The 13356-nt window shown below is 73.8% G+C and carries 12 protein-coding genes; 8 read left to right on the forward strand and 4 right to left on the reverse strand.

All coding sequences use genetic code 11. From position 1 onward, the window contains the following. Positions 1–38 precede the first annotated feature (38 nt). Both AC067J_RS15575 and AC067J_RS15580 read right to left on the reverse strand, forming a co-directional pair. A complete protein-coding gene (locus AC067J_RS15575) occupies positions 39–713 on the reverse strand; it encodes a hypothetical protein (RefSeq protein ID WP_478299382.1) in 675 nt (224 codons plus the stop codon). Positions 714–800: 87 nt separating this feature from the next. Continuing rightward, the gene (locus AC067J_RS15580; protein WP_478299384.1) at positions 801–1298 is read right to left on the reverse strand and encodes an SRPBCC family protein; all 498 of its coding nucleotides are present in this window, start codon (positions 1296–1298) and stop codon (positions 801–803) included. A 272-nt stretch (positions 1299–1570) separates the two neighbouring features. Between AC067J_RS15580 and AC067J_RS15585 the strand changes: the two genes are divergently transcribed. Further along, a complete protein-coding gene (locus AC067J_RS15585) occupies positions 1571–2440 on the forward strand; it encodes an Fpg/Nei family DNA glycosylase (protein WP_478299386.1) in 870 nt (289 codons plus the stop codon). Positions 2441–2674: 234 nt separating this feature from the next. Here the strand turns inward: AC067J_RS15585 and AC067J_RS15590 are convergent, their stop codons facing one another. Then, positions 2675–3529, reverse strand: a complete 855-nt coding sequence (locus AC067J_RS15590; protein WP_478299388.1) for an SAM-dependent methyltransferase — start codon at positions 3527–3529, stop codon at positions 2675–2677. A 207-nt stretch (positions 3530–3736) separates the two neighbouring features. Here AC067J_RS15590 and AC067J_RS15595 point away from each other — a divergent pair, with 207 nt between their 5' ends. The 6 genes from AC067J_RS15595 (at position 3737) to AC067J_RS15620 (ending at position 10916) form a co-directional block, all read left to right on the forward strand. Beyond that, positions 3737–4639, forward strand: a complete 903-nt coding sequence (locus tag AC067J_RS15595; protein ID WP_478299390.1) for a polysaccharide deacetylase family protein — start codon at positions 3737–3739, stop codon at positions 4637–4639. A 156-nt stretch (positions 4640–4795) separates the two neighbouring features. Next, positions 4796–5131: a hypothetical protein gene (locus tag AC067J_RS15600; RefSeq protein WP_478299392.1), complete on the forward strand. Its 336-nt coding sequence runs from the start codon at positions 4796–4798 to the stop codon at positions 5129–5131. A gap of 137 nt (positions 5132–5268) precedes the next feature. After that, a complete protein-coding gene (locus tag AC067J_RS15605) occupies positions 5269–6966 on the forward strand; it encodes a family 20 glycosylhydrolase (RefSeq protein ID WP_478299394.1) in 1698 nt (565 codons plus the stop codon). Positions 6967–7095: 129 nt separating this feature from the next. Then, complete coding sequence (locus AC067J_RS15610) at positions 7096–8178, forward strand: class I SAM-dependent methyltransferase (protein WP_478299396.1); 1083 nt, start codon at positions 7096–7098, stop codon at positions 8176–8178. 122 nt (positions 8179–8300) lie between these two features. Next, positions 8301–9173, forward strand: coding sequence for a sulfurtransferase (locus AC067J_RS15615; protein ID WP_478299398.1), 873 nt, complete (start codon positions 8301–8303; stop codon positions 9171–9173). A gap of 156 nt (positions 9174–9329) precedes the next feature. After that, positions 9330–10916 (forward strand): M1 family metallopeptidase, encoded by a 1587-nt coding sequence (locus AC067J_RS15620; RefSeq protein WP_478299400.1) that lies wholly within the window; start codon positions 9330–9332, stop codon positions 10914–10916. A 136-nt stretch (positions 10917–11052) separates the two neighbouring features. Here the strand turns inward: AC067J_RS15620 and AC067J_RS15625 are convergent, their stop codons facing one another. Beyond that, entirely contained in the window at positions 11053–12432 is a 1380-nt protein-coding gene (locus AC067J_RS15625) for a condensation domain-containing protein (protein ID WP_478299402.1), read from the reverse strand. 348 nt (positions 12433–12780) lie between these two features. On the opposite strand from AC067J_RS15625, the gene AC067J_RS15630 reads away from it, so the two are divergent. After that, complete coding sequence (locus tag AC067J_RS15630) at positions 12781–13239, forward strand: hypothetical protein (protein WP_478299404.1); 459 nt, start codon at positions 12781–12783, stop codon at positions 13237–13239. The last annotated feature ends 117 nt before the right edge of the window (positions 13240–13356 follow it).

Here is a 13356-nt window from a genome sequence, read left to right on the forward strand (position 1 = left end):
GGTGGGACGACCGGCGGAGGACCGTGTGGACGGGTCGCTCAGCAGGCCGGCGCGGACACCGGGGGACCGCGCCGGACGGCGGGCCGGAGCAGGACGGACTCGGCGGGCACCCGGGCCCGGCTGGCGCGCGGGAACGGCACCCGGGCGACCGGGCGGGCCCGAAGCGGGGAGGCGAGCAGCAGCACCCAGCGGGCCGCGGCGGCGAGGAAGCGCCGGGCGAAGTCGCCCGGCATCCGCACGGAGCCGGCCAGGCCGCTCAGCGCGGCGTCGGCCCGGCGCAGCCAGAACGCGGCGGCCAGCGCGATCGCCGAGTGCAGGAGGAGGAGCAGCAGCAGGCTGGTCGGCCGGGAGAGGCCGTGGCCGACCAGGAACCCGCCGAGCGAGCCGCCGCCGCAGAGCAGCGGTTCGAGGCCGCGGGCGGCGCCGGGCGGCAGCGAGGGGCAGGTCGACTGGGCGAGGTCGAACAGGGCGCTCAGGCCCAGCTGCAGCGGCAGGAAGACCGCCGCGATCGCCGGGTAGCCGCGCTCGCGGCCGGCCAGGGCGAAGGCCACCGCGAAGACGGCGCCGCCGGCCAGGGCCAGCGTGCCCACCGGCAGCGGGCGGCCGGTGACCAGCACCTGCCCGAGCCCGGCGAGCAGGACGAGCAGCGCGGCGAAGACCGCCGCGCGGAGCGTCCTGGAGGCCGGGCCGACCGGGCCGGTGTACGTGTGCATGGGATCCGAGTCTGCCACAGGTTGAAACCCGGACGAGTGGTCCGGCCGTTCCCTGTGAAGATCCTCACCACCGGCCCTGAGCTGGACTTATATGCCGTTTACGTCTTCGATGCCGGGCGCCTCGACGACCGGTTCGGCGGGCCGGGCGGCGGCCGCCATCCGGGCCTCCACCAACTCCCGGAACAGCTCCAGGTCGGTGCGGACGGCCCGCTCGATCGCCCCGGCCTGGGCGAAGCCGCGCGGCCCGCCGAACGCATCGTGCACCGCCTCCGGGTCGTACTCGATCCGGACCTGGAGCCGGGTGTGCTCCCGGTCGAGCGGCAGCAGGGCGAAGGCGCCGTGCAGGTCGAGGCCGTCCAGGGTCCGCCAGGCCATCACCCGGCCCCGTCCCCGGTCGGTGATCTCGGTCTCGACGTCGTGTTCGGTGCCGGAGATCTCCACCCCCAGGTGGGCGAGGTTGCGGCCGTGGGGCTGGGCGCTGCGGACGCCGTCCACGAAGCGCGGGTAGTCGTGGACGCGGTGCAGCTGCTCCCAGGCGGCGAGCACGGGGGCGTCGATGTCGATCTGTTCCTCCAGCGTGCTCATGGCGGGGCAGCCTCCTCGGTGGTGCGGCGGGTGGTGCGTCGGTCGTGCGGCCCGCGTTGCGCGGCCGGTGCCGGCGCCGGTGCGTCCGGTGGCGATGCGGCCGGAGACGGTGCGGCCGGTGGTGCGCGGTCCACCCTCCAGCCTGCGCCGGGGGCGGCCGGTCGGCAAAGAGAGCCCCGGGGCACGGGCGGCCGACCGGCACCGTCGCGGGCGGGGCGGCATCGGGGGTGGCAACGCGGGCGGAGGGCGGGCGGCTGCGCGAGACTGGGCGCATGCCGGAGCTGCCCGAGGTCGAGGCCCTCACCGCCTTCCTGTCCGAGCGGCTGACCGGGCGCGTGATCGCCCGGGTGCAGCCGGTGGCGATCAGCGCCCTGAAGACGTACGACCCGCCGGTCACGGCGCTGGAGGGCCGGACGGTGGGCCCGGTCGTGCGGCACGGGAAGTTCCTGGACGTCGAGGCCGACGGCCTGCACCTGGTGGTGCACCTGGCCCGCGCGGGCTGGCTGCGCTGGAAGGACAGCCTGCCCGCCGAGCCGCCGCGGCCGGGCGGGCGGAACCCGCTCGCCCTGCGGGTGCGGCTGGAGGGACCGGACGGGGACGGCTTCGACCTCACCGAGGCGGGCACCAGGAAGGGCCTCGCGGTGTACGTGGTGCGGGACCCGGCCGAGGTCCCCGGGGTGGCCCGGCTCGGACCGGATCCGCTGGACCCGGCGTTCACCCGGGAGCGCTTCGCCGACCTGCTGCGCGGCGAGCGGCGCCGGATCAAGGGTGTGCTGCGGGACCAGAGCGTGCTGGCGGGCGTCGGCAACGCCTACTCGGACGAGGTGCTGCACGCGGCCCGGATGTCCCCGTACAAGCTGGCGTCCGGCCTGTCGGAGGAGGAGACGGCGCACCTGTACGAGGCGCTGGGCTCGACGCTGCGCGAGGCGGTCGAGCGCTCGCGGGGGCTGGCGGCGGGCGAGCTGAAGGCGGAGAAGAAGCTCGGCCTGCGGGTGCACGGCCGGACCGGCCTGCCGTGCCCGGTCTGCGGGGACACCGTGCGGGAGGTGTCGCTCGCCGACTCCTCGTTCCAGTACTGCCCGACCTGCCAGACCGGCGGCCGGCCGCTGGCGGACCGGCGGCTCTCCCGGCTGCTCAAGTAGTCACGCGGCGCGGGCCCGCCCCGCGGCCGCCCTGCCCGGCGAGCGGCGGGCCGGGTCCGGTCGGTGCCCGGCGGCGCGGGGACGGACGGGTCCGGCGCGGCGGGTGGGCCGTGCCGGACCCGTCCGGTCGCGGGCGTCGGGGGGCGGGCGTTCAGAACTGCGCGCTGTTCGAAGCTGCGCGGTGTTCGGAGCAGCCGGTGTCGAGAGCTGCGCGGCGTCCGTCGCAGCGGGCGTTCAGAGCTTGCGGGCGACGCCGCCCCAGTAGTACGCGGCGTACGGGTCGGCGGGCTGCCCGTTGTCCGGGTGCCAGGCCATGACGGGGGAGACGCCCGGCTCGACCAGCTCCCAGCCGTCGAAGAACCGGGAGACCTCCTCCTTGGTGCGCGGGACGAGCGTCATCCCGCCGGCCCGCGCGGCGTCGGCGACCTTGCCGACGGCCTCCGGGTCGAAGTCCTGGGTGGGGTGGGTGAGCGCGAGGAAGCTGCCGGCCGGGAGGGCGTCGCGCAGGGCGGCGACCTTGCCCCACGGGTCGTCCTCGTCGGCGACCAGCATCAGTACGGCGATCATCAGCAGGCCGACCGGCTGGGAGAGGTCCAGTGTGGAGGTGAGCGCCGGGTCGGACAGCAGCTCGGCCGGCTTGCCCAGGTCGGCGTGGATGTAGGTGGTCCGGCTGGCCGGGGTGGAGACCATCAGCGCGCGGGCGTGGGCCAGCACGATCGGGTCGTTGTCCACGTACACGACACGGGTGCCGGGGCTGGTCGCCTCGGCGATCTCGTGGGTGTTCGGCGAGGTCGGGATGCCGGTGCCGAGGTCGAGGAACTGGCGGATGCCCTGCTGTTCGGCGAGGTACCGGACGGCGCGGCCCTGGAAGGCCCGGTTCTCCTTGGCCATCGCCTTGACGCTGGGCACGGCCTGCTCGATGGCCTGGCCCATGGCGCGGTCCGGCGGGAAGTTGGTCTTCCCGCCCAGCCAGTAGTCGTAGACGCGGGCGGAGTGCGGGGCGGTGGTGTCGACCCCGTACTTCTCCCACTGGCTGAGCTCGGCGGCGTCGTTGTCGGGCTGGTCGGCGAAGTCCTGACTCGTCGTCATGGCCACGTCCTCTGAAGACAGATCATCACACTGGGAGAGGTCAGACTAGCGGGCCCGGTTCGGTTCCGGTCACGGGGAGGGCGGATGAGCTGCGGTTTGGGCCGTCGGAGTGGTGATCGAGCCCGTCGGGGTTGCCGCCGGGAGGCGGGCCGGTGAACGGGGGAGACATTCGTCATGCTGTCTGATCGTCAGATTACTTCGCGAAGATTGCTGCTGGTCGCGGCGGGGATGTCGCTGCTCGGGGTCGCCGGCTGCCGGGGTCCGGTGTCGGACGGGGACGGGGGCGGGGGCGGGGGCGGGGGAGCGCCGGGCGGTGCGGAGGCCGCCGGCGGCTCGCCCGGCCCGGACGCCGCCCCCTCGTCGGCCACCCCACCCCCGTCCTCCTCCCCGTCCCCGACCTCCACGCCGGCCGCCACCCGGTCGCCGTCCGCCACCCCCGCCCCGACCACCGCCTCCTCCCCGCCCTCCGCCGCAGCGCCGTCGGTGCCGTCGGCCGCGCGGGAGCCGACGGTGGCCGAGACCCGGCCCGTGTACGAGCTGGACGCCGAGCGGCGGGTGGTCGCGCTGACCATCGACGACGGCCCCGACCCCCGGCACACCCCGACCGTGCTGGCGCTGCTGGAGCAGTACGGGATCCGGGCCACCTTCTTCCTGATCGGCGAGAACGCGGTCGAACACCCTGGGCTGGTCCGGGAGATCGCCGCCCGGGGCCACCACATCGCCAACCACACCTGGACCCACCCCGACCTGCGCAGCCTCTCCGAGGCGAAGGTGCGGGAGGAACTGGAACGCACCTCCGAACTGCTCCACCGGACCACCGGCAAGGCGCCGACCTGGTTCCGCGCCCCCGGCGGCGACTGGTCCTCGACGTCGCTGAAGGTGAGCGCCGACCTGGGCATGCGGCCGATGGCGTGGTCGGTGGACCCCCGGGACTGGGCCAGGCCCGGGACGGGCGTGATCACCGACCGGATCCTGACCGACGTCCGGCCCGGGGCGATCGTGCTCAACCACGACGGCGGCGGGGACCGTTCGCAGACGGTGGCGGCGCTGAAGACGTACCTGCCGGTGCTGATCGACTCCGGCTACTACTTCACCGCGCCGCCGGGGTGAATTGCCCCGATCGAAAGAAAGGTCGCGGGAATTTGCCATAAACCACCCGAAAGGATGGATTGGAAGAATCGTTTCGCCGGATTTTGCGCCTCATAGGGTGATCTCGCACCAATTCATCAGGTACCACCGAGTACCGCCCTGAAAGGGCCACCCGCCATGCGCCTCCGCAACACCCTGCTCGCCGTCACCAGCGCCATCGGGCTCGTCATCGCCGTCCCGGTGTCCGCCAACGCCGCCGACGGCGTGTTCCGCTACACCTACCGGGAGGGCCGGGTCGAGCACTCCGGCGAGGTGGTCGATCCGAAGGCCGAGGAGTGCGTCGACCTCCCGGGGGCCACCGAGGCCGACGCGGCCTTCTCGCCCGTGAACCACACCAACGGGACGGCCGTCGCCTTCCTGGAGTTCGGCTGCGTCGGAGACGTCTACAGGGTGCTGGACCCGGGCGCCTCGGCCGGTCGGCGGCTGCACGTCCGCTCGGTGCTGTTCTCGTAGCCGCGCCGGTCGGTGCGGCGCCGCGGTGGAGCGAATTCGCACGAAGCGCGGGACAAGCGGGGAATTGGTTGAGACCATTCCGGTGAACCGGCCGTGAACGCGGGCCGGTCGACCGCGCGACGACACCGGGAGCGGCCGTGCCGATTCGAACAGCCGGGCTCTCCGCCCGGGCCCGCAGACTGCTCGTCCTCGCAGCCGTGCTGCTCCTCGCGGCAGTCGGCTTCGGGGTCCAGCGGGCGATCGGCGGCGGCGACGACGCCGGGCCGGGAGGCGGCGGCCGCGGTGAGCCGGCCGCCGTCCCCACCGGCCCCCGCACCGCCGACCGGATCGTCCCGGTGCCGCTCTCCGCCACCCCCGGCTCCGGCCCCGGCTACCGGCTCACCGAGCGCACCGTCGTCCGCGCCGTCACCCCCGGCCCGGACGCCCCGGCCGAGCAGACGGCCGAGGTGCGGCGGATCGCCGGGCAGCTCGCCGGGGCGCTGCGCCGCCCGACCGGCTTCCCGGTCGAGACGACGACCGCCGCCGACGCCGCCGCGGCCGACGGCATCAGTCTCGTGCTCGACCCCGCGCTCCCCGCCGAGACCGGAGCCGAGGGGTACCGGCTGACCGCCGGCACCGCCGGCGTCCGGATCGCCGCCCGCACCCCCGAGGGCCTCTACCGCGGCACCCAGACGCTCCGGCAACTGCTCCCGCCGCAGATCGAGACCCCGGTCCGGGCCGCCGACGGCACCGACTGGACGGTCGCGCCGGTCACCGTCGAGGACCGCCCGCGCTACGCCTACCGCGGCGCGATGCTCGACGTGGCCCGGCACTTCTTCACCCCCGCCGAGGTCAAGGGGTTCATCGACCGGCTCGCCCTCTACAAGGTCAACCACCTGCACCTGCACCTGACCGACGACCAGGGCTGGCGGATCGAGGTGCCGTCCCGGCCCGCCCTCACCCGGGTCGGCGCCGTCAGCGAGGTGGACGGCACCCCCGGAGGCTTCTACACCGCCGCCGACTACCAGGAGATCGTCCGGTACGCGCAGGAGCGCTACCTGACCGTCGTCCCCGAGATCGACCTGCCCGGCCACAGCAACGCCGTCCTCGCCTCGTACCCCGAACTGGACTGCAAGCGCAGTGCCCGCCCCTGGCCGTACACCGGGATCGAGGTCGGCTTCTCGACGCTCTGCCCGACCGGCGACGCCGTCCTCGCCTTCACCCGGGACGTGATCACCGAGCTGGCCCGGATCACCCCCGGCCCGTACCTGCACATCGGCGGCGACGAGGTGAAGAAGATCTCCGAGGACGAGTACGCGGAGTTCGTCCGGCAGGTGAACGCCCAGGTGCTGGCCGCGGGCAAGACCCCGGTGGGCTGGAACCAGGCCGCTCCGGGCGGGGTCGGGGTGCTGCAGTACTGGGACGGCCGGGGCGGGCGCGACGTCGAGCTCCGGCAGGCCGCCGAGCGGGGCGCCAAGGTGATCATGTCGCCCTCCGGCCGCAGCTACCTGGACATGAAGTACGAGTCCTCCTACCCGCTCGGGCTCGTCTGGGCCGGCACGATCGACGTCTGGTCCGCCTACACCTGGGACCCGGACGACCTGGTGAAGCTGCCGACCGGCTCGGTGCTCGGGGTCGAGGCGCCGCTGTGGACCGAGACCCTGGACACCCCGTACGAGCTGGACCTGATGCTGCTGCCCCGGCTGCCCGCGATCGCCGAGCTGGGCTGGTCGCCGAAGGCCGCCCACGACTGGGACCGGTTCAAGCGGCGCCTCGCCGAGGAGGGCCCGCGCTGGGACGCGGCCGGGTACGCCTTCGAGCGGCGGCCGGAGGTGCCCTGGCCGCCCGCGCGGTAGCCCCGGGCGGTCCCGGCCCCGGTCCCGGTTGGCACGGGGCCCGCGGCCGGGGGCTGGGGGAACGCCCGGTGGCGGCGTAGCGTGACGAGGGGAGGGTTCGCGCAGGTCCCGAGTGGCGCAGGAGGAACGATGTCCGAACGGGAACCGGACCCGGCGAAACAGGAGGAGTTCGCGGGTCGCGTGCTGCAGGTGCTGAACGACGCCTGCCTGGGGCTCATGACCAGCGTCGGCCACCAGACCGGACTCTTCGACACCATGGCCGGCCTCGCCCCGTCGACCAGCGGGGAGATCGCCGGCGCCGCCCGGCTGGACGAGCGCTACGTGCGCGAGTGGCTGGGCGGCATGGTGGTCGGCGGCTTCGTGGAGTACGAGCCGGAGCACGGCCGCTACCGGCTGCCACCGGAGCACGCGGCCTCGCTGACCAGGGCCGCCGGGCCGGACAACATGGCGAGCCTGATGCAGTACCTCGCGCTGATGGGCGAGGTCGAGCAGCGGATCGTCACGGCGTTCCGCGAGGGCGGCGGTCTGCCGTACTCGGCCTACCCGCGGTTCCAGGCGCTCCAGGGCGAGGAGACGGCCGCCGTCTACGACCGGGTGCTGGTGGACCACGTGGTGCCGCTCGTGCCGGGCCTGACCGAGCGGCTGCGGGCCGGCATCGACGCGGTCGACATCGGCACCGGGCAGGGCCACGCCGTGAACGTCCTGGCGAAGGCCTTCCCGGCCAGCCGGTTCACCGGCGTGGACATCTCCGAGCAGGGCATCGGCGCGGCCGAGGCCGAGGCCGCCGCGCACGGTCTGGACAACGCCCGCTTCGTCCTCGGCGACACGGCCGGGCTGACCGGTGCCTACGACCTGGTCACCGCGTTCGACGTGATCCACGACCTGGCCCGCCCGGCCGCCGCGCTGAGCGCCGTCGCGGGTGCGCTGCGGCCCGGCGGCGTCTTCCTGATGGGCGACATCGCGGCCAGCAGCCGGCTGGAGGAGAACGTCGACCACCCGCTGGCCCCGGCCCTGTACGCCCTCTCGACCTTCTACTGCATGACGGTCTCGCTCGGCGAGGGCGGCGCCGGGCTGGGCACGGTCTGGGGCGAGCAGACGGCCCGGCGGATGCTGGCGGAGGCCGGGTTCACCGCGGTGGACACCGAGCGGGTCGAGGGCGACGTGCTGAACGTCTACTACGTGGCGCGGCGGGACGGCGGCAGCCCGGCGTAGCCCGCCGCCGGCGCTGCGGTGTCGCCGCGTCGCCGCTGCGGTGCCGGGCGGGCCCTGCGGGTGGCCGCGGCGCGGGCGCGGACGTAGGTTCGAAGGGTCCGTCCGAGTGAAGGAGGGCGTCGATGACCGGCAACGGCTACGCACACCCCGAGGCGCTGGTCGACACGGAGTGGCTGGCCCATCACCTGGACGACGGCACGCTCCGCGTCGTCGAGGTGGACGAGGACACCGGGGCGTACGAGCAGGGGCACATCCCGGGGGCGGTCGGCTGGAACTGGACCACCGACCTGCACAGCCCGGTCGGCCGTGACTACATCGACCGCACGGGCCTGCAGCACCTGCTGCGGAGCGCCGGGGTCGAGGACGACACCACCGTGGTGCTGTACGGCGGCAACAACAACTGGTTCGCCGCGTACGCCTACTGGCTGATGCGGCTGCGCGGCTTCGGCCCGGTCCGGCTGCTGGACGGCGGGCGCAAGAAGTGGGAGCTGGAGGAGCGCGGACTCACCGAGGAGGTCATGGACTACCAGCACAGCTCGTACCGGCTGACCGGACCGGAGCACCCCGAGGTGCGGGCGCTGCGGGACGAGGTGCTCGCGAGGGCCGAGGTGTTCGCCAAGCCCGGTTCGGACGCCGTGCTGGTGGACGTCCGGTCGCCGGCCGAGTACCGGGGCGAGGCGCTGGCGCCGCCGCACCTGCCGCAGGAACAGGCGCAGGTGCCCGGGCACATCCCGGGCGCGGTGAACATCCCCTGGTCGCAGGCGGCCAACGACGACGGCACGTTCCGCTCGGCGGAGGAGCTGCGCGCGCTGTACGGAGTGCAGGGCGTCGAGTCCGAGCGCGAGGTGATCTCCTACTGCCGGATCGGCGAGCGCTCGGCGCACACCTGGTTCGCGCTGACGGAGCTGCTCGGGTTCCCGCACGTCAAGAACTACGACGGCTCGTGGACGGAGTACGGCTCGCTGGTGCGGGCGCCGGTGGCGCTGGGGGCGTGAGTCCCGCCCCAGGAGGGCCGGACGTGGCGCGGGCGCGGCGCCGCCATTTCGGCCTGTTTCTTCTCATGAACATTTCATCTCCCAGGCGTGAGACGGGGCCCGCCGGGACAAGGATCGTTCCGACCCGTTGTCCCAGCGATCCTGTGGAGGACCCCTGTGCGCAAGAGGCTGATCGTCTCTGCCGCTGCCGGCGCGCTCGCCCTGCTCCTGTCCGTCCCCGCCTCCGCCGCCCAGGCGGGCCAAGGCGCGGCCGGCATCGGAGACTCCTACTACCCGAACGCCGGCAACGGCGGCTACGACGTCTCGCACTACGACATCCGCCTCAAGTACCAGCCCGTCACCGACGAGCTGGAGGGCACCACCACCGTCCTCGCCACCGCCACCCAGGACCTCGCCCGGTTCAACCTGGACTTCGTGCTCAAGGTGAAGGAGGTGCTGGTCAACGGGCGCCCCGCCAAGTTCGCCGCCACCGGTGACCAGGAGCTGGAGATCACCCCCGCCCGGACGATCGCCCGGGGCAGCCGGATCACCGTGGTGGTCCGGTACGCCGACAAGCCCGCGGAGGTCCGGCGCGACGGCTACTCCGCCTGGATCCGCACCCCCGACGGCGGCGTCGTCGCCAACGAGCCCGAGGGCTCCGCCTGGTGGTACCCGAGCAACGACCACCCCACCGACAAGGCGAGCTTCGACGTCTCCGTCCTCGTCCCCGACGGCACCCAGGCGATCAGCAACGGCACGCTGACCCAGAGCTCGGCGGCCGGCTGGACCCGCTACAGCTGGCGCCAGCCCAAGCCCCAGGCCACCTACCTGGCCACGCTGGCGATCGGCAGGTTCGACCTCACCACCGACACCACGGCGAGCGGCATCCCCGTCACCACCGCCTACAGCAAGGACCTCGGCGAGAACGACGGCGCCGCGCGGGCCAGCGTCGAGCGGACCGGCGAGATCGCCGACTGGCTGAGCGGCTACTTCGGGCCCTACCCGTTCGGCTCGCTCGGCGGCTACGTGCCCAACACGCGCACCAGGTACGCCCTGGAGACCCAGACCCAGGTCTTCTACAGCCCCGCGCAGTTCGCGCGCGGCGCCAACACCGGTGTGGTGGTGCACGAGCTGGCGCACCAGTGGTACGGCGACAGCGTCTCCGTCCAGCGCTGGAGCGACATCTGGCTCAACGAGGGCTTCGCCCGGTACTCGCAGTGGCTGTGGTCCGAGCACGAGAACGAGGGCACCGCCCAGGAACTGGCCGACTACACCTACGCCCTCTACCCGGCGGACCACGCCTTCTGGACCGTCAAGCCGGGTGACCCGGGCCCCGACAACCAGTTCGCCGGCGCCGTCTACGACCGCGGGGCGCTGGCCGTGCAGGCGCTGCGCAACACCGTCGGGGAGGAGAAGTTCTTCCGGATCCTGAAGGGCTGGCCGACCGAGCGCAAGTACGGCAACGCCACCATCCAGCAGTTCCAGGCGTACGCCGAGCGGATCTCCGGGAAGCCGCTCGCGGGGCTGTTCGATACCTGGCTGTTCACCGCCGGGAAGCCGGCGGTCGGCTCGGCGGGCGCTTCGGCGGGCGTCGGGGCGTTCGGGGCGGCGGGCCAGGCGGCGGGTCAGACCGGTCCGGCGGCGGGCCAGGCGGCGGGTCAGGCTCCGGGCCTCGCGCCGAGCGGCAAGGCGGACGTGCCGGCCGAGCCGAAGTCGTGGAAGAAGATCCAGGAGACCAACTCGGTCCACGACCACAAGGGCTGATGCCCGGTAGGGGAACCCACGGTCCGGCCCCCGCGCTCGTGCGCGGGGGCCGGACCGTTCGTCGCCGGTGGCGCGGGCCCAGCGGCCGTCACCCGGACCGACCGGGCCGCCCGCCCCCGCCGTCCTGGTGCGGCGGTCAGCCGGACGGGACGGCGAGGACCTCGGCCTCGGTGAGGATGAGGTCCTCCATGCCGTGGAGGAAGCGGGCCATGGCGGGCCGCGGGAGGACCGCCGGATCGGCGGTCATGGCGAGCTGCAGGGCGTCGGCGGTCTGCAGGGCGTCCAGCGCGTAGCTGAGGCCGGGACGCGGGTCGAACTCGGTCGGCCAGGTCAGGGTGGTCCGCGCGCGGGCTTGGTCGAGCGGTTCGGTGGTGGGCGCGGCGGCGGTCGCCAGGGTGGCCGGCAGGAGGTCGCGGGTGTCGTTGAAGATGCACGACCGGTCGGCCAGCGGGACGTGCTCCGCGGTCAGCCGGTCGATCTCCGCGTCCAGCAGCCGCTTGTCGTAGTAGGCGTGGCGGTAGGCGGCGATCGCGGAGGCCTGGGTCCGCCGGACCGTTTCGGCGAAGTCGCCGGCGGCGTCCGGCAGGTGGAAGATGCTGTCGCTCGCGATCACGCTCGCCGCGTCGGACAGGCCCGGCAGGAAGCGGTTGCTCACGATGACCTGGAGCACCGCGTCCGGTGAGCCCGACAGCTCGGCGGTCATCGCGCAGGCAGCCGCCAGAAGTACGGAGGAGGAGCTGGCCCGGTACGCGGCGCCGACCAGGTCGACCGCGCGGAGCAGGGCCGGAGAGCTGAGCACCGCGTTCGGGAACCGCACCGGCTCCGCGCTGGTGGGCGGGAAGAGTCGCGGCGGCCCGAGCCGCAACTTGCGCAGGATGTGCGCGCGGGCGTTGGCGTCGCGGCGTCGTCCGCTCGGTGACTGCTGGAACTCCGCCTCCTCCAGTGGCTGCTGGGGCGCGCGCACGGCGCGGACGGACTCGGGGGTGGCGCCCAGCGCGAGCGCGGTGAGGTCCTGGATCAGCCGGCCCATGCCGCCGCCGTCCACCGCCGTGTGGGAGAGGACCAGCGTGATGTGCCGGACCAGGCCGTCGGCGATCACCAGGCCGACCCGGAGCGGCCACTCGGTGGCAGGGTCGAACGGGTCGGCGGCCAGGCCGTCGTGCAGCTCGCGCCCGGCGGCGGCGAGTTCGGCAGGATCGTCCTCGCAGTGGCGGGTGTGGACCGTCAGCCGGCCGTCCGGGTCGACGGTCTGGCGCAGCCTGGTCCCGTGCTCGTCCGGATGCAGGCGGGTGTGCAGGGTGTCGTGCAGGTGGAGCAGGGCTCCCAGGGCGTCCAGGGTGGTCCGCAGGGGGACGCCGGGGTCCACCGGGGCGGCCGTCGTGATGTTGTAGCGCGGCCGGTCGCCGGGGGTCAGGCGGCTGATGGCGTCCCAGATGGCCTGCTGGCCCCAGGTGGCCGGGCCGCTGCCGGATCTGCCGTTCGAGAAGCTGATGTCCAGGGATCGACTCGTAGTCACCGTGGTGGTTCTCCGATGTGTGGTCCGGGGATCGGTGGTGCTGCGGAGGGTGCGGTGGGAGCCGTAGGGAGAGTCTGGCGCACCGCTCGGAGATCGTCGAGACTCCGGCTGCGCCGCGGCGGCCGCGCGGAGGCGGCGTCCGGGACGGGGCGGATCTGCGGATGACGGCACCTCAGGGCTGTTCGTGAGCCGCAGGATTGAGTCACTTGAAGGTCAATTCCGGTAATCATCTTCGGAATCAAGGTGGAGTGACGGTGAAGGGCGGCGACCCATGGAAGCATCTGACATGTGAAGCGTGAAATTGCACGCCTTCGCGTTCCTGACTCCCTGTCCGTTCGAAGGAGATCCATGATGAAACGATTCACCGCGATCCTCGCCGGCGCCGCCGCGATGTCCGCCCTCGGTGCGGTGAGCGCCACCGAGGCCACCGCGCAGGCCGCCACCGGCGCCACGTCCACCACGGCCACCACGTCCACCAAGACCTGTGCCGACGGTTGGGAGGGCATCCTGCGCACCCAGCTCTGTGCCATCGTCGACGGCAACCAGGTCTCGCTGTACGGCTACGCCACACCGTCGTCCGTCAGCTGGAACCCGCAGATGGTCTCGTTCAGCCTCTCGGCCTCGGTCGTGGGCGGCGCCTCGCTGGGCACCGACAACCAGAACGTCCTCATCGGCGTCGGTGGCCGCCCGGTCGGCAACGTGGCCGGTACCGTCCCGTGCGGGTCCACCGTCACCGGGAGCTTCTCCGTGACCAACTGGGGCTGGCCGCCGTCGACCGCCACCGTCTCGGTGCCCGTCACCTGCTGATCCCGCACGGGGCCGCGTGCCGCGGGCCGGCCGTCCCGGTGAGGGGCGGACGGCCCGCGGGCGCGTCGGCCCGCCCGCGCCCGCCCGTACCGGCTGCCGCTCCGTGCCGGTCCGTGG

Source organism: Kitasatospora sp. NPDC042419 (genome assembly GCF_056437345.1).

What these genes read in the sequence shown, in the direction of transcription:
- AC067J_RS15575 (WP_478299382.1), bottom strand. Translation starts at nt 713, where the DNA reads ATGCACACGTACACCGGCCCGGTCGGCCCGGCCTCCAGGACGCTCCGC.
- AC067J_RS15580 (WP_478299384.1), bottom strand. Translation starts at nt 1,298, where the DNA reads ATGAGCACGCTGGAGGAACAGATCGACATCGACGCCCCCGTGCTCGCC.
- AC067J_RS15585 (WP_478299386.1), top strand. Translation starts at nt 1,571, where the DNA reads ATGCCGGAGCTGCCCGAGGTCGAGGCCCTCACCGCCTTCCTGTCCGAG.
- AC067J_RS15590 (WP_478299388.1), bottom strand. Translation starts at nt 3,529, where the DNA reads ATGACGACGAGTCAGGACTTCGCCGACCAGCCCGACAACGACGCCGCC.
- AC067J_RS15600 (WP_478299392.1), top strand. Translation starts at nt 4,796, where the DNA reads ATGCGCCTCCGCAACACCCTGCTCGCCGTCACCAGCGCCATCGGGCTC.
- AC067J_RS15610 (WP_478299396.1), top strand. Translation starts at nt 7,096, where the DNA reads ATGTCCGAACGGGAACCGGACCCGGCGAAACAGGAGGAGTTCGCGGGT.
- AC067J_RS15615 (WP_478299398.1), top strand. Translation starts at nt 8,301, where the DNA reads ATGACCGGCAACGGCTACGCACACCCCGAGGCGCTGGTCGACACGGAG.
- AC067J_RS15630 (WP_478299404.1), top strand. Translation starts at nt 12,781, where the DNA reads ATGATGAAACGATTCACCGCGATCCTCGCCGGCGCCGCCGCGATGTCC.